This is a genomic window from Achromobacter sp. GQ309, assembly GCF_059759315.1.
In genome coordinates this window covers 307,228-329,286 of sequence record NZ_JCAXDP010000001.1, presented here as the reverse complement: position 1 = coordinate 329,286, position 22,059 = coordinate 307,228, and the positions used below count along the sequence as shown (strand labels likewise).

Here is a 22,059-nt window from a genome sequence, read left to right as displayed (position 1 = left end):
ATCCGGCCACATCGGCCGGATCCGGCTTCAACCCATTCACGCGGCATTAGACGGATCAATCCGCGTCAGGCGGCCCGAAATGCAGACGCGGCACCGCGGCCAGCAGCCGGCGCGTGACTTCCTGGCGCGGCGCCAGCAAGACCGATTCGGCCTGACCCAGCTCGACGATGCGGCCCTTGTCCATCACCGCGATGCGGTCCGCCAGGTATTCGACCACGCCGAAGTTGTGGGTGATGAAGAGATACGCGATGCCCAGATCGGCCTGCAATTCGCGCAGCAGATCCAGAATCTGCGCCTGTACCGACACATCCAGCGCCGACGTGGGCTCGTCGCAGATCAGCACCTTGGGTTCGACCGCCAGCGCGCGCGCAATGGCGATGCGCTGGCGCTGTCCGCCCGAGAATTCATGCGGATAGCGCGTCAGCGTGTTGGCGGGCAGCCCGACGCGCTCGATGAGCTGCGCGGCGTGCTTTTCGCGGTCCTGCCGGCTCATGCCGCGCTTGAGCGACGCCAGCCCCTCGTCCAGGATCTCGCCGATGCGCATGCGCGGATCCAGCGAGGCGTACGGGTCCTGGAACACGATCTGGATGTCCTGCCGCAGCCGCTGCAGCTGGCGGCGGTCGGCCGTCAGCAGGTCCTGGCCTTGCAGCATCGCGCGGCCCGAGATGCGCGCGCCGTCGATCAGCCGCAGCAAGGCCTTGCCGGTGGTGGTCTTGCCGCAGCCGGATTCGCCCAGCAGCGCCAGCGTTTCCCCCGCGCGCAGCGTGAAGGTCACACCGTCCACGGCCTTGACCCACGACACGATGCGGCGCAGCGGCCCCTTGCGTACCGGGTAATGGACTTTCAGATCCTGCACATCCAGCACCACGCCTGCCGTGCGATCCGGCCCGGCCTGCTGACGCTGCTGCGCGGCCACGGCACGTCCCTGTTCGGTCAGCGGCACGCCACGCTTATCGAAGGTGGGGATCGCTTCGAAGAGCTGCTTGGCATACGGATGGCGCGGCGCGCGGAAGAATTCCTCGGCGCTGGCGCTCTCGACGATCTCGCCGCTGCGCATCAAGGCGACGTGATGCGCCACGTTCTTGACCACGGCCAGGTCGTGCGTGATCAGCAGGACGGCCATGCCCATTTCCTGCTGGATGCTGGCCAGAAGGTCCAGCACCTGCGCCTGCACCGTCACGTCCAGCGCGGTGGTCGGCTCGTCGGCGATCAGCAGCACGGGCTCGGCCGCCAGCGCGATGGCGATCATGACGCGCTGCTTCTGGCCACCGGAAAACTGGAACGGATAGTCGTCGATGCGGCGGTCGGGATCGGGAATGCCGACCCGGCGCAGCCAGTCGATGGCCCGCGCGCGCGCTGCGGCCCCGCGCAGCGGCGTGTGCGCGGTCAGCGTCTCGATGATCTGGTCGCCCACGCGCATGACCGGGTTCAGGCTGGTGGACGGTTCCTGGAAGATGATGCCGATGCGCCCGCCGCGCACGCCGCGCATGGCGCTTTCCGGCAGGCGGTTCAGGTCTTCGCCGTCCAGGTCGATCTGCCCGCCCACGATGCGTCCGGCGTCCGGCAGCAGCCGCAACAGCGCCAGCGCGGTCATGCTCTTGCCGCAGCCCGATTCGCCCACCAGCGCGAAGGTCTCGCGCTGCGAGATCGCCAGTTGCAGGCGCTTGACCGCATGCGTCATGCCGCTTTCGCCCGCGACGTCGACGTCCAGGCCGTCTACGGTCAGCAAGGGAGTGTCGTAGCTCATGGCGCCTCTCCGGTCTTGGAGGCGCGGCCGTCCGCCGCCAGCATGGCTTCCGGACGGCGGCCAAGAAAGCCCAGGCGCGCCAGGCGGCTGGGCTTGTAGCGCCGCGTGCGCGGGTCGAAGGCGTCGCGCACCGCGTCCGCGAACAGATTGGCGGCCAACACCAGCGCCAGCATGAAGAGGAAAGCGGTCATCAGGTTCCACCAGATCATGGGATCACGCGACATTTCCAGCCGCGCGCCGTCGATCATCGAGCCGAAGGAATTCATGCTGGGATCCACGCCGATGCCCAGGTAGGACAGCACGGCCTCGTAAAGCACCAGACCCGAGAATTCCAGCACCACGGTGATCAGCACCAGGTGCGCCACGTTGGGCAGCAGGTGGCGCGTCATGATGCGCCAGTGCGACACGCCGAAGGCGCGCGCGGCCTGCACGTATTCCAGCTCGCGCAGCTTGAGCGTTTCGGCGCGCAGCAGGCGGCACAGCCCGGCCCAACCGGTCAGGCCCAGGATCATGCACAACAGGAACAGCCGCAGGTCGGCGCGTGCCGCCGAGGTGTCGAAGAGGTCGGAATGGTTGTCGATGTACACCTGCATCATCAGCGCGCAGGCGGCCACCAGCAGCACGCCGGGAATCGAGGTGATGGTGGTGTACAGGTACTGGATGGCGTCGTCGACCTTGCCCTTGAAGTACCCGGCCGCGATGCCGAAAATGATCGCCGGCGGCAGCATCGCCAGCGTGGTGAGGCTGCCGATGACGAGCGCGGTGCGGATGCTTTTCAGCGCCTGCCACAGCACGTCGTTGCCGATGCGGTCGGTGCCCAGCGCGTGATAGCCGGTGGACAGCCCCGCCAGCGCCCCCACCGTCAGGCACAACAGGGCGAAGGTGATCGTCATGGCGCGCCAGGGAATGTCGGCGCGGCCGGCCAGCAATCCCTCGGCGGCATGGGACGCCGATCCGGTGGCGCGCGTCAGGCAGGCAAACAGCAGGACCGCGCCGGCCAACGCAACGGCCAGCCCCGCGGCCAGTCCCCACCCCAGCCGCATCGCGATATCGCCGCCGCGCTCTTTCTCGGGATCGGTCAGGTGCAGCGCCGCCCCGCGCAGCCGCGGAAAATCGCGCACCGGCTTATCGTCGACCAGCATGGTCTCTTTGGTGAACTGATGCGCGGCCAGCGGCTCGGAATAGGTTTTTTCGGGGCGCGTGAGCACGGTGCCGGCCAACAGGCCGTCCAGCGCGGACCGCACCGCGGGCGCATAGACCGGCGGGGCGTCGGCGGCGGCGCCCGGTGCGGGCGGCAGCAGCGGACGGTAGTGGACGGAATCCAGCAGGCCGACCACCGAAAAGGCAACCAGGATGACGGCCGAACACATGGCGGGCGTATCGCGCGCGACACGCGCCCAGGTGGCGCGCAGGTTGGGACTGCGGCGCACGTGCCAGACGTAGGCCAGCGCGCCTGCCACCATCAGCCACAGCGCGATATCGGTCCAGAGAAAGACGAACTTGGGCATGGCGGCTACTCGAAACGCACGCGGGGATCGGCCAGCGTGTAGGAAATGTCGGCCAGGATCAGCCCCACGATGTAAAGCGCGGCGCCCAGGAACACCATCGCGCGCACGATGGAGAAGTCCTGGGCATTGATGGCGTCGATGGTGTAGCTGCCCAGCCCCGGAATGCCGAAGAACGATTCGGCGATCAGGCTGCCCATGAAGAGCAGCGGCAGCGCGGCGACCGTGCTGGTCAGGATGGGCAGCATGGCGTTGCGCAGCACGTGGCGGAACAGCACGACGCGTTCGGCCAGGCCCTTTGAGCGCGCGGTACGCACGTAATCCTTGCCGATCTCTTCAAGAAACAGGGTGCGGTAGAAGCGCGCTTCGGGCCCCAGCCGCGACACGATCGCCACCAGCACCGGCAGCGCCAGGAACTTGATCACATCCAGTCCGCCCGAATAGCCCGAGAACGGCACCAGCCGCAGCAGCTTCGCGAACAGCCACTGCCCCGCGATGATGTAGAACAGGCTTGATATCGACAGCAGCATCACGCACAGCACGACGCCCCAGAAGTCCAGCCGCGTGGCCCGGAAATACACCAGCGTCAACGAGAACACGATGCTGGCGAACAACCCCAGAAAGAACGTGGGCACCGCCAGCGCCAGGCTGGGCCCCATGCGCGTCTTGATCTCGCGGCCGATGTCGCGGCCGCCATCCGACGCGCCAAAATCCATCACCAGCAGCGGCACCGAACGCCGGTAGAACACCGTGTCCGTGAGTTGCGCCGTGCCCTGGGCCTCGGCATTGAAAAACAGCGGCTTGTCGTAGCCGCGTTCGGCCTTCCATTTCTCGACCGCGTCCTGGCTGACGCGCTGGCCGCCGATGGCCAGCCGCGCCATGTCGTCGGGCGTGTTCACCGCGAAGAACAGGATGAAGGTAAAGAGATTGACGCCGATCAGAATCAGCACGCCGTACAACAGCCGGCGGATGACATAGCCGATCATGATTGATGCTCCTTGCGTTCGGGCGGCACAAACGCCGTCTGGCGTTCACGCCGCTTGAGCGCCACATACGAAGGCCAGATCGCCAGCGCCAGCAGCAGGATGAAGACGCCGACGGGCCACCAGATGGGCGAATTCCATTCGTCGATCTTCTGCTGCCGCAGTGCCGGGTCGATCTTCATGTACTGCAGCGTGTTGCGCACCATTTGCGTGGGCTTGGCGTTGCCGACCCACTGCTGATAGGCCCCGCCCGACATCGGGAAGTAGCCGAACATCCATGGCGCATCGCGCTGGACGACGGCGATCATCTCGGCGATCAGCGCGGCCTTCTCAGGGCCGTCATCCAGGAATTTCATCTGCTCGAACAGCTTGTCGAACTCGGGGCTGGCATAGTTGGCCGCGTTTTCACCGCCGCCCTTGGCCTTGGCATTGGGGCCATACAGCAGGAAGAGGAAGTTCTCGGCGTCGGGGTAATCGGCATTCCAGCCCCACAGGAAGATCTGCGCGGCGCCTCGCAGCATCTTGTCCTGGAAGCGGTTGTAGTCGGTGGCGCGCACGTCGAGCTGCACGCCGATCTTGGCCAGCTGGCGCCGCATCCAGTCGGACTGCGGGTTGGAGCCGCCGCCGGACATGGAATCGAAGTACAGCACCAGCGGCGCGCCCGTCTGCGCGTTGCGGCCGTCCGGGTAGCCGGCCTCGGCCAGCAGCCGCTTGGCCACATCGATGGATTTGCGCACGGGCTTGCCGTCCACCAGGTCATACACGACGGGATTGATGCCTTCGGGCGGATCGCGGTAGCCCAGCACGCCAGGCGGCACCGGGCCATAGGCCACCGACGCCTGGCTGTTCTCGAACACCGCCACGTACTCTTCCCAGTCGAAGGCGATACTGATGGCCTGGCGCAGCTTGCGGTTGCGTTCCTGCTGCTCGGGCGTGTCGCCCTTGCCCACCACCGGATCCAGCCAGTTGAAACCCATGTACCAGTTGGCGGTCTCGACCGTGGTCGGCAGCTTGATGCCGTGTTCCTGATACTTGCGCGCCTTGTCCTGGCTGTCGCCGGCCGCCACCAGCATGGCCACGCCGTATTCGCCGCGCTCGATCTGCGGCACGTCGTAATAGCCCTGCATGAACTTGCCGGTCAGAGGAATGGCTTCCTTTTCGACGCTGAACTCGGCGCGGTCGATGAAGGGCGTAGGCTTGCCGCAGTCGGCCAGAAGACCCGCGGCCTTGTCGCCGGGTTCGCCTTCGCAGGGATAGGGTTCGCCGTGGTAATTGGGATTGCGGCCCAGCACGTGGCGGCGGTTCTGCAGCGATTCGACCAGCATGTACGGGCCGGTGCCCACCGGCCAGGTGTTCAGCGACAGGTCGTGGGCGGCCATGCCGGGCTGGTTGTAGAACCGGTCCGCTTCCCAGGGGATGGGCGCGGTGAAGGTCATGGCCAGCCAATACTTGAACTGCGGATACTTGCCGTCGACGCGGATCCGCAGCGTGTGGGCATCCAGCGCCTCGACGCCTTTGAAGCCGTCGTCCTCGCGCAGGTCCAGCCAGGGCGACGCGCCCGCGCCGCCGGGCACGTCGCGCCGCAGGTCCTGGTCGCGCTTGCGCAACCGGTCGCCGTAGTCTTTGAGGCCCTGCACGTGTTCGGCCATCAGCGAATAGATGGGCGACACCACGCGCGGACTGGCCAGGCGCCGGAACGCATAGACATAGTCGTCGGCGGTGAGCTCGCGGGTGCCGGTCAGCGGGAAGTCGGGAATGTAGAACTTGTCGTCGAGTTCGCCGGGCGCCAGCGGAAAGTAGGCGTAGCTGCCGTCCGGCTTGCGGGCGAAGGCCGGATGCGGCGCGAAGCGGATGCCCGGCCGGATCTTGATGTCGTAGATGCTTTGCGCGATCTGGTCGCCCGGCGCGTCCGCGGGCAGCGTGTTGCCGTCCTTGTCCAGGTACACCGGCGGATCGATCGACGCGGCCGCGCGCGGGATCAGCTCGTAGGGCCGCTTCAGGTAGTGATACCCGTAGAGCGGCTCATAGATGTTGTAGGTATACGGCGTTTCGTCGCCGGAATAGGAGCTGGCCGGGTCCAGGTACTTCGGAGAGCGTTTGACGAACGCGGAATACAGCGTGTTCTGGCTTTCGGCGCCGGATGGATAGGGGCTGTTGATGGGGCTTTCTTGCGAGCAGCCCGCCAACGCCAGCGACAGCAGCATGGCCGACGCCCAGAGCCGCTTCAGTACACCCATGGAAACCTTCCCTTCGTTTCGTAGCGACAGAGGATAGCAAAAGGGGGGCCGGGGAAATACCCCGGCATGCCCTTAGAGGCGCTACGGGCGGATCGGGCCGGCGCGCGTTGGGGTGCCGGCTGGGCGGCTGGATGAAGGTGAGAAGCCCGGATGACGGCGAAGCACCCCGATGGCGGCGCTCAGCCGCACTGGCGCTGGCGCCAGCAGTCATAGCGCCATTTCCAGGGCTGCATGGCGTCCGGCCTCGCCCACAGCCCGCGCCCCGCCGCCTTGGCCTGGCGCTGAAGATCCGGCATGGCCTTGTCGCGCAGGTAATCGCCCTTGCGGGCCGTGTAGGCCCAGGCGTAGCCAGCCTCGACCTGCACGCGGTTGGCAGAGCGCCCGTCGTCCAATATCAGCGCGCAGACATCGCGGCCATATTGATCCTGCTCGTAGCACTGCGCGGTGAGCATCTTGCCGGCCACCAGTCCAGCCAGATGCTTGCGCGCCGCCTCGGCGTCAGGCTGGCCGGGCTGATCCGTGCCATGGCCCTCTTCCGGCGCGTCGATGCTGTCCATCCGGATGCGCCGCTGCCCGTCGGGCGCCCGTAGCGTCACGGTATCGCCGTCCGCCACATTCACGATCGTGCCCGTCAACGTGTAGGTTCCTTGCGGCACACCGCCCGCAGGCGCCGTGGCCGACGGTTTACCGCCCGCCGGCGCTGTCCCCGTGGGCTTGCCGGTTGCCGTCGGCCCCGGGCGCTGCGGCGCGGAGTCCTGCGGGGAAAGCCAGTTCACGATGGCGCCCGCCGCCGCCAGAACCAGGGCGACGACAAGGGCGGTCAGCTTGCTGCCGCCGCGAAAGGGGGATTTGCCACGCACCGGCGGAACTCCAGAGGGAAAACGACAGCGAGTTTGCCACAAGGGAGCTCGCTGTAGACGCCTGGTTGATGTCGTCTGACACCCCGGGATTACAACCAGCCCGACTTCCGGAACCGCCAATACAGCACCGAACACACGGACGCGATGACGCCCAGCGTGACCGGATAGCCCCATGGGGATTTCAGTTCCGGCATGAACTCGAAGTTCATGCCATAAATGCCGGCGATCGCGGTGGGCACGGCCAGGATGGCGGCCCAGGACGCAAGTTTGCGGGTGGTGTCGTTCTGCGCCGCCTGGCCGATCATCAGGCTGGCTTCAAAGGCGAACGCCAGCGACTCGCGCAGCGAATTGAAAAGCTCATCCACGCGCAGCACGCGATCCGCCACTTCGCCGAAGTAAGGCCGCGCATGCTCGTCAACCGCGGACATTTCGACGCGCGCCAGCCGGCGGCAGATCTCGGCCAGCGGCGACACCACGGTATGGATGCGCAAGAGATCCCGCCGCTGCCGGTACAGCCTGCGGATGTCCGAGTCCTTGGCGCCTCGGATCAGCAGCTTCTGTTCGGCGCCTTCGACGACGCTTTCGATCTTGACGGCCGCCGCCACGTAGCGATCCACCAGCCAGTCCAGCAGCTCGGACGCCACGTAGTCGCTGCCGCGCTTGAGCAGGTCGGGCGAGGCTTCCAGGCGCTCGCGCAGCGGACTGTGCCCGGCGGTGGCGCCGCGCCGCACGGTGACCAGGAAGCCGTCGCCGATGAGAAACTGCGTCTCGCCGAAGATGGGACGCTCCGCTTCGACTTCGACCGTCACGGCGACGATGAGAATCATGTTGCCGTAGTCGATGATCTTGGGACGCCGGTGGGCTTCCAGCATCTCTTCCTGGTTCTTGTCGCACGCGCCAAGCTCGCGCGACACCTTGGCAAGCGTCTCCGGACTGGGGTTGCGCAACCCGATCCACAGCATGCTCTGGCCCTGACGCTGGGCAACGTACTGGCCGGCCTCTTCGATAGGGACCTCGCGGTCCCGCCGTCCGTTCACGTAGGCGATCGATGCCACGACTTCGCCCTTGGGCGCGTCGGCGGCTTGCTCTTCAGTAGACATAGACATCCTCGGACAAATCGATCCCTGCGGTGCAGCGTGTGATTATCGGCCGATGATAGCCCAGCCTCCGGGCGGGCCGACGCCTCAGAACAGGTTGCGCACCCGCTTGGCCACGTCGATGCGCGGCGCCTGCGGCTCGCGCGGCTCGGCCCGTCCGGGCGGCAGATCGGGCAGCTTGGGCAGGTGGTCAAAGAGCGGCAGCATGGCGTTGGTGATGAACCGCGTGCGCGAGCCGTACACGTGGCGATCGCCCATCCCCGTCTGCTGATGCACGTAGAAGCGCTGCGGCACGACAAGCTGCAGCCGTTCCTTGGCCCGCGTCATGGCCACATACAACAGCCGGCGCTCTTCCTCGATCTCTTCGGCCGTGCCCGTGCTCATGTCGGACGGGATGCAGCCGTCCACCACGTTCAGCACGTAGACCGCCTTCCACTCCTGGCCTTTCGCGGAATGGATCGTGGACAGGATCATGTAATCCTCGTCGCGCAGCGGCGCGCCGGATTCGTCGCTGGTGGCGTCGGGCGGGTCCAGCGTCAGTTCCGTCAGGAAGCGCTCGCGTGTCGGATAGCCCGACGCAATGCGCACAAGCTGGTCGAGATCTGTCTTGCGCACGCGCGCATCGTCGTACAGGCGCTCGAGCTGGCCGCTATACCAGCGCAGCGCCAGGTCCACGTCGGCCGGCCACTTCAGCGTGGGGTCGCACAGCGCGGCGTACGTGTCGGCGAAGGCGCCCCACTCTTCCTGCGCCGCCGCGCCCGGCTTGAACTCGCGCAGCGTGCGCAGCGGCTCGGTGGACGCGGACATCGCATCCATCAGCTTGCCCGCCGTGGCGGGGCCGATGCCCGGCATCAGTTGCGCGACGCGGAAACCCGCCATGCGGCCGCGCGGGTTCTCGGCCCAGCGCAGGATCGACAACAGGTCCTTGACGTGCGCCGCTTCCAGAAAGCGCAACCCGCCGAATTTGACGAAGGGGATGTTGCGGCGGGTCAGCTCCAGTTCCAGCGCGGCGCTGTGGCTGGCGGTGCGAAACAGCGCCGCCTGCGACTTGAGCGTCGCACCGCCCTCGCGCTGCGCCAGCACCTGATCGGCGACCCAGCGCGCCTGACCGGCTTCATCGCTGACCGTGACCAGCTCGGGCAACTGCGACGACTTGCGGTCGGTCCACAGGTCCTTGGCATAACGTTCGGTCGCCTGCGCGATCACGGCGTTGGAGGCAGTCAGGATGGGTTGCGACGACCGGTAGTTGCGGTCCAGCGTGATGACGCGCGCGGGCGCGGGAAACAGGTTGGGAAAATCCAGGATGTTGCGGACCGTGGCCGCGCGGAACGAGTAGATGGATTGCGCGTCGTCGCCCACCACGGTAAGGCCGCGGCCGTCTGGCTTCATGGCCAGCAGGATGGCCGACTGCAGCCGGTTGGTGTCCTGGTATTCGTCCACCAGCACATGATCGAAGCGCGCGCCGACATCCGCTGCTATCTCCGCGTCCGACATCATTTCGGACCAGTACAGCAGCAGGTCGTCGTAGTCCAGCACCTGCTGGTCCTGCTTGGCCGCGACGTACGCCCGGAACAGATTCTTGAGCTCGTCTTCCCATTGCGCGCACCACGGAAACGACGTCTTGAGCACGTCGCCCACGGGCGTCTGGCTGTTCACCACGCGCGAGTAGATCGCCAGGCACGTGCCCTTTAGCGGAAAGCGGGATTTTGTGGAGGACAGGCCCAGCTCGTGCCGCACCATGCCCATCAGGTCCTCGGCGTCGCCGCGGTCGTGGATGGTGAAGGCTTCGGACAGGCCGATACGCAGCGCGCAATCGCGCAACAGACGCGCGCCGATCGCATGGAAGGTGCCCGCCCACGGCAGCGACGGCGCCTGCTGCGACGAACGCAGGTTCATCACCCGCTGCAGCACCGACCCCACGCGCCGCTCCATTTCCAGCGCCGCGCGGCGCGAAAACGTGAGCAGCAGCATGCGCTGCGGGTCCGCCCCGTTCAGAATCAGATGCGCCACGCGGTGCGCGAGCGTATTGGTCTTGCCGGACCCCGCGCCCGCAATCACCAGCAGCGGGCCGTCGTTGCCGGGCGCGCCGGCCACACCGAATTCGGCGGCCTCGCGCTGCGCGGGATTCAGGTCGGCCAGCGGATCGGGCCGCTCGGCCGGACGGGCGGCGGTCTGGGGGTTGTCGGGCGTGCTGGGAGTCTGATCTTGGTCTGGCATGTCGCGGAGCCGCAGCGCTGCGGCCGCAAAAAAGGAAGGAGCCAAGGCTGGCTCCGGGTGAACACTGTATATTTATACAGAATTTTTTGACTTCCGTCTGAACCGCCCGGCGCCATGCCCGATTTTCCCCGCATCCTGACCGGCACCGCCTCCTGGACCGACCCCACCCTGCTGGCCTGCGGCCGCTTCTACCCGCCCGATGCGCGCAGCGCCGAATCGCGGCTGCGATTCTATGCGTCGCGCTTTTCGCTGGCCGAGGTCGACTCCAGCTTCTACGCGATGCCCACGCCGGACAACGCCTACCTGTGGTCCACCCGCACGCCGGACGATTTCGTCTTCAACATCAAGGCGTTCCGGCTATTTACCGGCCACCAGACGCCGCTCACCGCCCTGCCCGGCGACATCCGGCGCGAACTGGCGGACTGGCCGGAGCCCATCATCTACCACGACCGCATGCCGGGCGACCTGCGCGACGAGCTCTGGCGGCGCTACCAGCTGGCCATCGAGCCGTTGCGGATGGCGGACAAGCTGGGCGCGGTGCATTTCCAGTTTCCGCCTTGGGTACGGCGCGACGCCCGCGGCATGGCGCGCGTGGCGGACTGCGCGCGGCGGATGGAAGAACATCTGGTGTCGGTGGAATTCCGCCACCACAGCTGGTTCGAAAGCCCGGCGGCCACGGCGGACACGCTGGCCTTCGAACGGGATCTGGGTGTCGTGCACACGGTTGTCGACGCGCCGCAAGGGTTCGAGAACACCGTGCCCGCGGTTTGGGAAAGCACCCATCCGGAGCTGACGCTGTTGCGTCTGCACGGGCGCAATGCGGCCAAGTGGAACGCGTCAGGGCCGGCGTCGTCGGGGCGGTTTCAGTACGAATATTCGGAAACGGAACTGGCCGAACTGGTCGCACGTTTCACGCGGCTGGCCTCGCAATCGGCGCAGGCGCATGCAGTGTTCAACACCAACTTCGAAGACCAGGGCATGCGCAACGCGGCGGCCTTCGCGTCGGCGTTGCAACTGCCGGGCCTGTGACGGGGGTCAGACACCCGCCTTCGCACTCGTCCTTACCGCCGGCCGCGCCACCTCCGCCAAGCTCTCCAGCAGCACTTCAAATTTGCGCGCGATGTCGTGCTCCGGCACACAGGCATATCCCAGCAGCAGCCCCGGCCGACGCCCTTCCTCGTTCACGTAATACCGCGACAGCGCGCGCGTGAGCACGCCCTTGCTGCGCGCCACCTCAACGACGCGCAGGTCGTCCATGTCCGCGGGCAGCGTCAGCACCAGATGCAAGCCCGCCATGCTGGCATCGCGATGCAGCCAGTCCGGACCCAGCCGGCGCTCGATCAGGTTGACCAGCATGGCGCGTCGGCGGCCGTACAGCATGCGCATGCGGCGGATGTGCGCCGCGTAATGGCCTTCGGAAATGAACGTGGCCAGCGCCGCGTGCGTCATCAGATGCCCTTCGCGGTACAGCTCCGCATGCGCCGCCTGAAAAGCCGCCGTCAGCGTCTTGGGCAGCACCAGATAGCCCACGCGCAGGCCCGGATACAGCGTCTTGCTGAAGGTCCCCATGTAGATCACCGGCGCGTCGGACTCCAAACCGAGCAGCGATGCGATCGGCCGGCCGGAAAAGCGGAACTCGCTGTCATAGTCGTCTTCGATGATCCAGCTGCCGCACTGCCGCGCCACCGCCAGCAACTGCCGCCGGCGTGCCAGCGACATCACGGGTCCCAGCGGATACTGATGCGACGGCGTGACAAAGATGAATCGCGGCGGCGTGTCCACGGCGTCAGGCACACGCATGCCTTCTTCATCCACCGGCAGATGCACGGTGCGCAGGCCGTTGGCTTGCAGGATGGTGCGCGCGCCCCAATAGCCCGGGTCTTCGACCCACGCCGTTTCACCGGCCTCACCCAGGATGCGCGTGGTCAGGTCGATGGCCTGATGCGAACCCTCGGTAATGATGATCTGCTCGGGATCGCAGTCGATGGACCGCGTCAGCGCCAGATGCTGCGCCAGCGCCTCGCGCAGCGCCGGCAGGCCGCCGCCATACGAATACGTCAGCAGATCCGGCGCGGGATTGCGCCACAGCGCGCTGAAGATGCGGCCGAACTTCTTGTGCGGGAACTCAGTCAGGTCGGGCACCCCCGGCATGAACGCGCCCCATTGGTAAGGCGATGCCGACACGCCATCCACGATGGCCGCGCCGCGCGGCGACAGCGCCGGACGCGACGGCGCCTGCTGCGCCTGCCGCGCGCGGCGGCCGCTGGCCAGATACGAATCCGGCACCGAGGCATTGACGAAGGTGCCGTTGCCCTGCCGGCTGCGGGTATAGCCTTCGGCCAGCAGCTGGCTGTAGACGTGAACGACGGTGTTGCGGGCAATGCCCAGTTCGGCCGCCAGGTCCCGGGTGGCGGGCAGGCGCGAGTCCGCGGCAATGGATCCATCCAGGATGGCTTCACGGATGCCGCGATAGAGCCGCTTGTTCATGGGCTCGCTGGCGCCGTCGGCCAGGCGCAGCAGCAGCAAGTCACCGACGATGGACCGCAATTGGTTCTACCTGATTTATCAAAGTGGTTCCCACAAGTGGGGCCATCGTAGCATTAAATAAGTGTTTTACCGCCCATCACTCTCATCGAGACCGAGATGAAGAATCAGGATCTGAATACCCGCCGTTCCCTGGCCACGCCGCGCGGCGTCGGCGTCATGTGCGACTTCTACGCCGTGCGCGCGGAAAATGCCACGCTGTGGGATGCCGAAGGCAAGGAATACATCGACTTCGCAGGCGGCATCGCCGTCCTGAACACGGGCCACCTGCACCCGAAGGTCAAGGCCGCGGTCGCCGCGCAACTCGACAACTTCACGCACACGGCCTATCAGATCGTGCCGTACGAAGGCTACATCTCGCTGGCCGAGCGCATCAACCGTCTCGCCCCCATCGACGGCCTGAAGAAGACCGCCTTCTTCACGACCGGCGTCGAAGCCGTCGAGAACGCCGTGAAGATCGCGCGCTCGTCCACCGGCCGCTCGGGTGTCATCGCCTTCTCGGGTTCGTTCCATGGCCGCACGATGCTGGGCATGGCGCTGACCGGCAAGGTAGCCCCCTACAAGCTGTCGTTCGGCCCCATGCCGGGCGACATCTATCACGTGCCGTTCCCCAACGCCACGCAATCCATCAGCGTGGCCGATTCGCTCAAGGCGCTGGACCTGCTGTTCAAGGTCGACATCGATCCGAAGCGCGTCGCAGCCATCATCATCGAGCCGGTGCAAGGCGAAGGCGGCTTCAACATCACGCCGCCCGAACTGATGACCGCGCTGCGCAAGGTCTGCGACGAACACGGCATCCTGCTGATCGCCGACGAAGTCCAGACGGGCTTTGGCCGCACCGGCAAGCTGTTCGCGATGGAACACCACAGCGTGCAGGCCGACATCATCACCATGGCCAAGAGCCTGGGCGGCGGCTTCCCGATCTCGGGCATCGTCGGCCGCGCCGATGTCATGGACGGCCCCGCCGCGGGCGGCCTGGGCGGCACGTACGCCGGCAATCCGCTGGCCGTGGCCGCGGCGCACGCCGTGCTGGACGTCATCGCTGAAGAAAAGCTGTGCGAACGCGCCGCCCAACTGGGCGAAAAGCTGCGCGCGCATCTGGAAGGCCTGCGGGCCAAGGTGCCGGGCATCGCCGACGTGCGCGGTCTGGGCTCGATGGTCGCGCTGGAACTGAACGATGCGGCCGGCAAGCCCGACGCTGAAGCCGTCAAGCGCGTGCAGCAGCGCGCGCTCGACGCCGGCCTGATTTTGCTAAGCTGCGGTGTATACGGAAACGTCCTGCGCTTCCTGTATCCCTTGACCATTCCCGACGCCCAGTTCGCACGCGCGCTGGACATCCTGTCCGAGGCGCTTGCCGCTTAAGGCAAAGGCCCTGAATAACCGGTTATTCGGCTGGCAGGAACAACGATTGCGGGCGTAGCAGGCAGGCGGCTTGATAAACAGGCCGCACGCCCGCCACGCCCGCAATCGCTTGGCCCGCCGCACCCATCAAGGAGACTTCCAACATGACAGCACTGTCCCATCCCCTCGCCCGTCCCGACCTGCTGCGCGACGCCTGCTACATCGACGGCAAGTGGGTCGGCGCCGGCGAAGGCGCATCGATCCCCGTCGACAATCCGTCCACCGGCAAGACCATCGTGTCGGTGCCCAAGCTGGGCCGCAAGGAAACCGAGCAGGCCATCGCCAGCGCACAGGCCGCGCTGCCCGCGTGGGCCGCCAAGACGGGCAAGGAACGCGCCGCGATCCTGCTGAAGTGGGCGCAGCTGATGATGCAGCACCAGAAAGACCTGGCTGCCATCATGACGTCCGAACAGGGCAAGCCGGTCACCGAAGCCGCGGGCGAAATCGCCTACGCCGCGTCGTTCCTGGAATGGTTTGCCGAAGAAGCCAAGCGCATCGACGGCGACATCCTGCAAAGCCCCAAGGCCGGCCAGCGCCTGATGGCGCTCAAGCAGCCCATCGGCGTCACCGCCGCTATCACGCCGTGGAACTTCCCGGCCGCCATGATCACCCGCAAGGTCGGCCCCGCGCTGGCCGCCGGCTGCACCATGGTCGTCAAGCCCGCGCAACAGACGCCGCTGACCGCGCTGGCGCTGGCCGTGCTGGCCGAAGAAGCCGGCGTGCCGGCTGGCGTGTTCCACGTCATCACGGGCAGCTCGCGCGACATCGGCGCGGCCCTGTGCGAAAGCGACGTGGTGCGCAAGCTGAGCTTCACCGGTTCCACCGAAGTCGGCCGCACGCTGATGGAGCAATGCGCGCCCACCATCAAGAAGCTGTCGCTCGAACTGGGCGGCAACGCGCCCTTCATCGTGTTCGACGACGCCGACCTGGACCGCGCGGTCGACGGCATCCTGGCTTCGAAGTACCGCAACGCCGGCCAGACCTGCGTGTGCGCCAACCGCATTTACGTGCAGGCCGGCGTGTACGAGGAAGTGGCCAAGCGCCTGGTCGACAAGGTCAACGCCATGAAGGTCGGCGACGGCTTTGAAGACGGCGTGACGCAAGGTCCGCTGATCGACAAGAACGCCATTGAAAAGGTGCAGGAGCACATCGCCGACGCTACGGCCAACGGCGCCAAGGTCATCGCCGGCGGCAAGCCCCACGCCAAGGGCGGCACGTTCTTCGAACCGACCGTCGTGCGCGACGTGACGCAATCGATGCGCTTTGCCAGCGAGGAAACCTTCGGTCCCGTCGCGCCGCTGTTCCGCTTCGATTCGGAAGACGAAGTCATCGGCATGGCCAACGACACCATCTTCGGCCTGGCCGCCTACTTCTTCACGCGCGACTACGCCCGCATCTGGCGCGTGTCCGAAGCGCTGGAATACGGCATCGTCGGCATCAACACCGGCCTCATCTCCAACGAAGTCGGCCCCTTCGGCGGCGTCAAGCAATCCGGCCTGGGCCGCGAAGGCTCCAAGTACGGCATCGAAGAGTACCTGGAGATCAAGTACCTCTGCGTCGATCTCGGCGCGTGAAGTCCGGCGCGCGCGGCGTCCTGCCGCGCGCGCCTGTCGTCCGCGTGGCCGATGTATGCGCCACATTCACTCGGATACCATCCAGGCATGTTAGATTTGCGCGTTCCCTGGACGAGTCCGTATGAGCAGAACTTTCACCCTTGAGGACACCCGCAAGCTGGCGGCCATCCTGGCGGAAACCGCGCAGACCGAGGTCATGCCGCGGTTTCGCAACCTGCCCGAAGGCGCCGTGCGCGGCAAGACCTCGCCGCGCGATCTGGTCACCGACGCCGACGAAGCCGCCGAACGCCTCATCGCCGCGCGCCTGTCCAAGCTGCATCCGGGCGCCGTATTGATCGGCGAGGAAGCCTCGGCGCGCAATCCCGCCCTTTTGAACATGCTGGTCGACGCCGACCTCGCCTTTCTCATCGATCCCATCGACGGCACGCGCAACTACGTGGCGGGCCTGCCGCTGTTCGGAATGATGATCGCGGCCTGCCATCGCGGCGACGTGATTGCGGGCGTGATCTACGATCCGGTCAGCCGCGACAGCGCGCTGGCCGTGCGCGGCGAAGGCGCCTGGCTCGAATTCGAAAACGGCAAGCGGCTGCCGCTGGCCGTCGCCAGCCCCGCGCCCCCCGAGGACATGGACGGCCTGATCTCCACCGGCGCCCTGCCCGAGCCGCTGCGCACGACCGTCAACAGCAACCTGTCGCGCCTGGGCAGCACGGCCTCGCTGCGCTGCGCCGCGCATGAATACCGCATGATCGCCGCCGGCCATTGCCACGTCGCGCTGTACAACCAGTTGACGGCGTGGGATCACGCTGCCGGCTGGCTGCTGCATCGGGAAGCCGGTGGCTATGCGGCGCATTTCGACGGCTCCCCCTACAAGCCCACGCATCGCACGGGCGGCTTGCTCTACGCGCCCGACGCGGGCAGCTGGCACGCGGCGCGCAAGGCGCTGCTGGGGGACGCATTGGAAGGCATCGAGACTTGACAACTGCGGCCGGGATCACCCCAAAAAACTGGGGTTATCCCTAGGAGTTATCCCCAGTTCCTGTGGACAACCCTATGGAAAGGTCTGTAACCGGCCGAAAAAATCGTTGCCGGGCAAGCACTTGCTTAGACCGGTCAAAAACCGGCCGCCCCCGCTTCTTTCTAAAGCGCTTCCAGCGCCAGCGCGATGGGTTGTTCCACTTTCAGGGTCAACAGGCTGTCCGCGCGGGTGCGTCCCAGATTAATGGCGGCAATGGGTAGGCCGGCTCGCGAGGCGGCCGTCACGAAGCGATAGCCGGAATACACCATCAGGGACGAGCCCACCACCAGCACGGCGTCGGCGCTCTCAAGGCCGGCATTGGCCCGCTCGACGCGCTCGCGCGGCACGGTCTCGCCGAAGAACACCACATCGGGCTTGACGATGCCGCCGCAGCGCGGACACGGCGGCACCGTGAACCGCGAAAAATCGTAGCCGTCCAGATCGGCGTCGCCGTCGGGCGCGTCGCTGGCTTCAAGCTGCACCCAGTCCGGGTTCAGCGCGTGCAATTTTTCCTGCCAATCGTGGCGGCCGCCGCGCCAGTCGCAGTTCATGCAGCGCACGGCATCCAGGCGTCCGTGCAGGTCCACGACATCGCGGCTGCCCGCGGCTTCGTGCAGGCCGTCCACGTTCTGCGTCACCAGGATGGCGACGTGACCGCGATCCTGCAGTCGCGCCAGCGCAAGATGCGACGCATTCGGCTTGACGTGTCCAAAGCGGCGCCAGCCCACCATGCTGCGCGCCCAATATCGCGCCCGCGAAAGCTCAGCGCCCATGAACGTTTGCAGCGTCATGGGCGGCTGGCGTTTCCATTCGCCTTCGGTGTCGCGGTAGTCCGGAATGCCGGAATCGGTGCTGACCCCGGCCCCGGTCAGGACGAAGAGCCGCGGATGGCGGTCTACAAAGCCGCGCAGCGCGGCCAGCTCCGGAAGTGCAGTATCCAATCCTCGCTCCTTGCGTCCCGCCACCGCGCGGCAATCAGGCCGCGCGGCCCGCCGTGTTCATCCGCCCAGCCCGCAATCGGGCATGTCGCTGACCAGGCTGGCCTGCGTCACGTTGCTGCCGGGCGGCACGCTGCGCGTGAGCCAGACGTTGCCGCCGATGGTCGAGCCCTTGCCGATGGTGACGCGGCCCAGGATCGTGGCGCCGGCGTAGATCACGACGTCGTCCTCGATCAGGGGATGGCGGGCCAGGCCTTTCTTGAGTTCGCCGTTTTCGCCCGGCGGGAAGCGCTTGGCGCCCAGCGTGACCATCTGGTAGAGCCGCACGCGGTCGCCGATGATGGCGGTTTCGCCGATCACGACGCCCGTGCCGTGGTCAATGAAAAAGCTGCGGCCGATGGTCGCGCCCGGGTGGATGTCGATGCCGGTGTCGGCATGGGCGATCTCGGCCACGATGCGCGCCAGCATCGGCACGCCCAGCCGGTACAGCACGTTGGCGAGGCGGTGATGGATCATGGCCGCGACACCCGGATAGCACAGCAGAACCTCGTCCACGTTGTGCGCCGCCGGGTCGCCCTGATAGGCCGCCATCACGTCCAGATCGAGCGCGGCGCGCACGGCCGGCAGCTCGGCGCCGAAACGGCGCACGATCTCGGTGGCGCGCTGCTGCGTGTCCGCTTGCTGGGCCGGATCATGCCGGCCTTCGTACTGCAGTTCCAGACAGACCTGATGCAGGAGCGCATCGAGCGCGGCGCCGATGGTGTGGCCGACGTAGAAGTCTTCGACCTCTTCGCGCAAATCGATGGGCCCCAGGCGCATGGGGAACAAGGCGCCACAGAGGTCCTTGATGATCTGGCGCAGGCTTTCCTGCGAAGGGAATTCACGCAGGCCGGCGTCGTCGCGCAGGCGGCCGCGCGGACCGCGCCACGCAACGCGCGCATCGCGCAGTCCAGACACGATGCCGTCCAGGTTCCAGTGCGCCGTGGGGAAATAGCTGGGGCCGCTCATTGCCGGACTCCGGACAGGGAGCCGGCGCGTGCGGCAGAAGGATGGATAACGAACATGGGTTTGCCTCGCTGACGATGCGAAGCCCCCCGCGCAATGCCCCGGGGAATGCTGCTTCGCAATAATTCCGTCAACTGTAACCGCTCCGGCGTATGCGCCGGAAGTCCTCCGACACGGCGTTGGGGTTATGCCGCGGCCGGGACCAACCCCGGCTCCGCCTCATACCCTTGCGGGTTGCCCTGCTGCCAGCGCCAGCCGTCCGCGCACATGGCTTCCACATCGTGCGTGCTGCGCCAGCCCAGCAGCGTCGCCGCCAGATCGGGGTTGGCCCACATGCGCTCGACGTCGCCCGCGCGCCGCGGCAGGATGCGCAGCGGGATCTTGCAGCCGTTGACGCGTTCGAACGCCCGCACCAGTTCCATGACGCTGGTGCCCTGCCCCGTGCCCAGGTTGACCGCCACGAAGCCGGGATGGCTGTCCGCATAGGTCAGCGCCTGCACGTGGCCGCGCGCCAGATCCATGACGTGCAGATAGTCGCGCACGCCGGTGCCGTCCGGCGTGTCGTAGTCGTCGCCGAATACGCGCAGAAACGGTTGGCGCCCCACCGCCACCTGCGTGATGAACGGAAAAAGGTTGTTGGGCAGGTCGCGCGGACTCTCTCCGATCAGTCCGCTGGGATGCGCACCGATCGGATTGAAGTAGCGCAGCGTGACGGCGCTGAATGCGGGATCCGCCACGCACACGTCCCGGAGCATCTCCTCGACCATCAGCTTGGTGCGGCCGTACGGATTGGCCGGCGCCAGCGGATGGGCCTCGGTAAACGGCAGATACTGCGGTTCGCCATACACCGTTGCCGACGAACTGAAGACCAGCCGCGACACGCCCGTCTCGCGCATGGCGCGCAACAGGACAAGCGACCCCTGCACGTTGTTGTCGTAGTACTTGAGCGGGTCAGCCACCGACTCACCCACGGCCTTGCAGCCGGCCAGATGCAGCACGGACTGCACGGGCGAGCCCCGCGCCGCCGCATCCGCCAGCACGGCCGCGACCAGGCCGCGCGAGCGGATGTCGCCTTCGATCAGCGGTATCGGCGCACCGCAAAGCTGTTCAACCCGGCGAACAGCCTCTCGGCTGCCGTTGCTGAGGTTGTCCAGCACGATCGGCCGCAGGCCGGCGGCGATCATCGCCACCAGCGTATGCGTACCGATGTAGCCGGCGCCGCCCGTCACCAACACTTGCGTGTCCGGCATGTCCATGCTCCGTCAGAGGTGGGCCGTCATGCCCGGCACCCACGCATGGCGGGGACGCGGGGCCTGCGCATGGCTGCGGTAGCGGTCGATCCAGTACGACGTGGAAGCGTCATGCCCCCAGTCGACCACGCCCGCCGACACCGGCACCGCCAGTTCGCGCTCGATGCCGCTGGCCAGCCGCTTGCCCAGTTCCACGCCGTACTGGTCGAAGGGGTTGATGCCCCACACCACGCTCTGCACGAACACCTTGTGCTCGTACAGGGCCAGCAGTGCGCCCAGGCCTCGCGGATCGAGCTGACGCAGCACGATCAGCGTCGACGGCCGTCCGCCCGGATGCACCATGTGCTGCGCCAGCGACAGCGCACGCTCCTGGTTGTCGATGTGAGCGACGTCCAGCAGCGCCTGCTCCAGGCTCTTGCCGCGCATCAGCGCCTGGCGCTGCGCCAGGCAGTTGGCCAGCAGCATGCGATGCGCATCGGGGCTGTCCGCGTGCCCTTGCAAGCTGGCGATGAAGTCCACCGGCGCGCCTTCCTCGCTTTGATGCAGCCACTGGAAGAAGGTGTGCTGGCCGTCCGTGCCCGGCATGCCCCAGATGATGGGCGCCGTCGGCACGCCGACCGCGGCGCCGTCGCCGGCGACCCGCTTGCCCAGCGACTCCATTTCGAGCTGCTGCAGATAGGTCACCAGGTGCAGCAGGCGCCCGCTGTAGGCCGCCACATTCAGCGAGTTGAATCCCAGCACGCTGCAATTGACCAGGCCGGCCAGCGCCAGTTGCACCGGCGCGTTGGACGCAAACGGCGTCTGCAGGAAATGCTGGTCCATGGCCTCGGCGCCCGCGCGCATCCCGATCAGCACGTCCAAGCCCACCGTCAGCGCGATCGACAGGCCGGCCACCGACCAGACGGAATAGCGTCCGCCCACCCAGTCGCACATCTTGAAGACCTGGCTGGACGGCACGCCCAGCGCGCGCGCGGCCGGCGCATTGGCGGTCACGGCCGCCAGATGGTCGGACACGTCGGCCACGCCGCCCTGCTTGAGCCAGGCGATGGCGGCGCGAGCGTTGTGCAGCGTTTCCGACGTGGTGAAGGACTTGGAGGAAATGACGACCAGCGTGCGGCGGGGGTCCAGCCCGGCCACGGCGTCATGGAAGGCATGGCCGCAAATGTTGGACACGAAGCGGATCTGCCGGCGCTGCTGCGGTCCGCCGAATGCCTGCACGGCCAGGCGCGGACCCCAGTCGCTGCCGCCGATGCCGATGTGCAGGACGGTGGAGAAGTCCGCCGTCTGGTCCACGCGCCGCACGAAGTCGGTCATGCGCGAATACTCGCAGACGGAATCCGCGTCCTGCCCTTCCGGCTGCTCGCGGGTGCGCCCGGCGCGCAGCGCGGTATGCCATGCCGCCCGGTTTTCAGTCCAGTTGACCGGTTCCCCGGCAAACAGCGCGCGGCGCGCCTCTTCCAATCCGCGCGCCTGCAGCAGCGCCTGTCCCGCGCCGTCCAGCGACGCCGACTGGCGTTGCATGGTCAAGTCCACGCACAATCCTGCCGCTTCGATCACCTTGAGCGCACTGGCGTCCAGTTCAGCGTTTTGCGCAGCCTGCGCGAAAGCCACCCACTCCGGGCTGTTTGCCAGTCCGGAGTCTGCCCTTAACGCCTCAATCGCCTGTTGAGCCTTTCCCATCGCGTG

The 22,059-nt window shown here is 66.9% G+C and carries 16 protein-coding genes; 4 read left to right on the top strand and 12 right to left on the bottom strand.

The window, feature by feature from the left end; genetic code table 11:
• Positions 1 to 55 precede the first annotated feature (55 nt).
• The 7 genes from AC6CIE_RS01600 to AC6CIE_RS01570 all read right to left on the bottom strand — a co-directional run bounded on the left by AC6CIE_RS01600 (position 56) and on the right by AC6CIE_RS01570 (position 10,646).
• The gene (locus tag AC6CIE_RS01600) at positions 56 to 1,747 is read right to left on the bottom strand and encodes a dipeptide ABC transporter ATP-binding protein (RefSeq protein WP_495603270.1); all 1,692 of its coding nucleotides are present in this window, start codon (positions 1,745 to 1,747) and stop codon (positions 56 to 58) included.
• Positions 1,744 to 3,255: an ABC transporter permease gene (locus tag AC6CIE_RS01595; protein WP_498090880.1), complete on the bottom strand. Its 1,512-nt coding sequence runs from the start codon at positions 3,253 to 3,255 to the stop codon at positions 1,744 to 1,746. Before AC6CIE_RS01595 ends, AC6CIE_RS01600 begins: the two co-directional genes overlap by 4 nt.
• A 5-nt stretch (positions 3,256 to 3,260) precedes the next feature.
• Entirely contained in the window at positions 3,261 to 4,238 is a 978-nt protein-coding gene (locus AC6CIE_RS01590; RefSeq protein WP_056563262.1) for an ABC transporter permease, read from the bottom strand.
• A complete protein-coding gene (locus AC6CIE_RS01585) occupies positions 4,235 to 6,472 on the bottom strand; it encodes an ABC transporter substrate-binding protein (RefSeq protein ID WP_239213187.1) in 2,238 nt (745 codons plus the stop codon). Before AC6CIE_RS01585 ends, AC6CIE_RS01590 begins: the two co-directional genes overlap by 4 nt.
• A gap of 179 nt (positions 6,473 to 6,651) precedes the next feature.
• Positions 6,652 to 7,332, bottom strand: coding sequence for a thermonuclease family protein (locus tag AC6CIE_RS01580; protein WP_239213185.1), 681 nt, complete (start codon positions 7,330 to 7,332; stop codon positions 6,652 to 6,654).
• Between the two features lie 89 nt (positions 7,333 to 7,421).
• Complete coding sequence (locus AC6CIE_RS01575) at positions 7,422 to 8,432, bottom strand: magnesium and cobalt transport protein CorA (RefSeq protein ID WP_175126147.1); 1,011 nt, start codon at positions 8,430 to 8,432, stop codon at positions 7,422 to 7,424.
• Positions 8,433 to 8,516: 84 nt separating this feature from the next.
• Positions 8,517 to 10,646, bottom strand: coding sequence for an ATP-dependent helicase (locus AC6CIE_RS01570; RefSeq protein WP_218344599.1), 2,130 nt, complete (start codon positions 10,644 to 10,646; stop codon positions 8,517 to 8,519).
• A gap of 114 nt (positions 10,647 to 10,760) precedes the next feature.
• Here AC6CIE_RS01570 and AC6CIE_RS01565 point away from each other — a divergent pair, with 114 nt between their 5' ends.
• Complete coding sequence (locus tag AC6CIE_RS01565) at positions 10,761 to 11,675, top strand: DUF72 domain-containing protein (RefSeq protein WP_498090878.1); 915 nt, start codon at positions 10,761 to 10,763, stop codon at positions 11,673 to 11,675.
• Between the two features lie 6 nt (positions 11,676 to 11,681).
• Here AC6CIE_RS01565 and pdxR read toward each other — a convergent pair whose 3' ends face one another.
• Positions 11,682 to 13,193, bottom strand: coding sequence for a MocR-like pyridoxine biosynthesis transcription factor PdxR (pdxR, locus tag AC6CIE_RS01560; protein ID WP_367352700.1), 1,512 nt, complete (start codon positions 13,191 to 13,193; stop codon positions 11,682 to 11,684).
• Positions 13,194 to 13,289: 96 nt separating this feature from the next.
• On the opposite strand from pdxR, the gene AC6CIE_RS01555 reads away from it, so the two are divergent.
• From AC6CIE_RS01555 to AC6CIE_RS01545, 3 genes are all read left to right on the top strand, one after another.
• Positions 13,290 to 14,552, top strand: coding sequence for a 4-aminobutyrate--2-oxoglutarate transaminase (locus tag AC6CIE_RS01555; protein ID WP_312996443.1), 1,263 nt, complete (start codon positions 13,290 to 13,292; stop codon positions 14,550 to 14,552).
• A gap of 143 nt (positions 14,553 to 14,695) precedes the next feature.
• On the top strand, positions 14,696 to 16,165 hold the full coding sequence (locus AC6CIE_RS01550; RefSeq protein WP_175138046.1) for an NAD-dependent succinate-semialdehyde dehydrogenase: 1,470 nt from the start codon (positions 14,696 to 14,698) through the stop codon (positions 16,163 to 16,165).
• Positions 16,166 to 16,286: 121 nt separating this feature from the next.
• Positions 16,287 to 17,141: an inositol monophosphatase family protein gene (locus tag AC6CIE_RS01545; protein ID WP_175126152.1), complete on the top strand. Its 855-nt coding sequence runs from the start codon at positions 16,287 to 16,289 to the stop codon at positions 17,139 to 17,141.
• Between the two features lie 161 nt (positions 17,142 to 17,302).
• Here AC6CIE_RS01545 and AC6CIE_RS01540 read toward each other — a convergent pair whose 3' ends face one another.
• The 4 genes from AC6CIE_RS01540 to pgi all read right to left on the bottom strand — a co-directional run bounded on the left by AC6CIE_RS01540 (position 17,303) and on the right by pgi (position 22,053).
• Positions 17,303 to 18,121, bottom strand: coding sequence for an NAD-dependent protein deacetylase (locus tag AC6CIE_RS01540; protein ID WP_498090876.1), 819 nt, complete (start codon positions 18,119 to 18,121; stop codon positions 17,303 to 17,305).
• A gap of 57 nt (positions 18,122 to 18,178) precedes the next feature.
• Positions 18,179 to 19,126, bottom strand: a complete 948-nt coding sequence (epsC, locus tag AC6CIE_RS01535) for a serine O-acetyltransferase EpsC (RefSeq protein ID WP_175138044.1) — start codon at positions 19,124 to 19,126, stop codon at positions 18,179 to 18,181.
• A 182-nt stretch (positions 19,127 to 19,308) separates the two neighbouring features.
• Positions 19,309 to 20,373 carry a UDP-glucose 4-epimerase GalE gene (galE, locus tag AC6CIE_RS01530; RefSeq protein ID WP_175126155.1) on the bottom strand — a complete coding sequence of 355 codons (1,065 nt, stop codon included), beginning with the start codon at positions 20,371 to 20,373 and terminating at the stop codon, positions 19,309 to 19,311.
• 12 nt (positions 20,374 to 20,385) lie between these two features.
• Positions 20,386 to 22,053: a glucose-6-phosphate isomerase gene (gene pgi, locus AC6CIE_RS01525; protein WP_218344597.1), complete on the bottom strand. Its 1,668-nt coding sequence runs from the start codon at positions 22,051 to 22,053 to the stop codon at positions 20,386 to 20,388.
• Positions 22,054 to 22,059 lie beyond the last annotated feature (6 nt).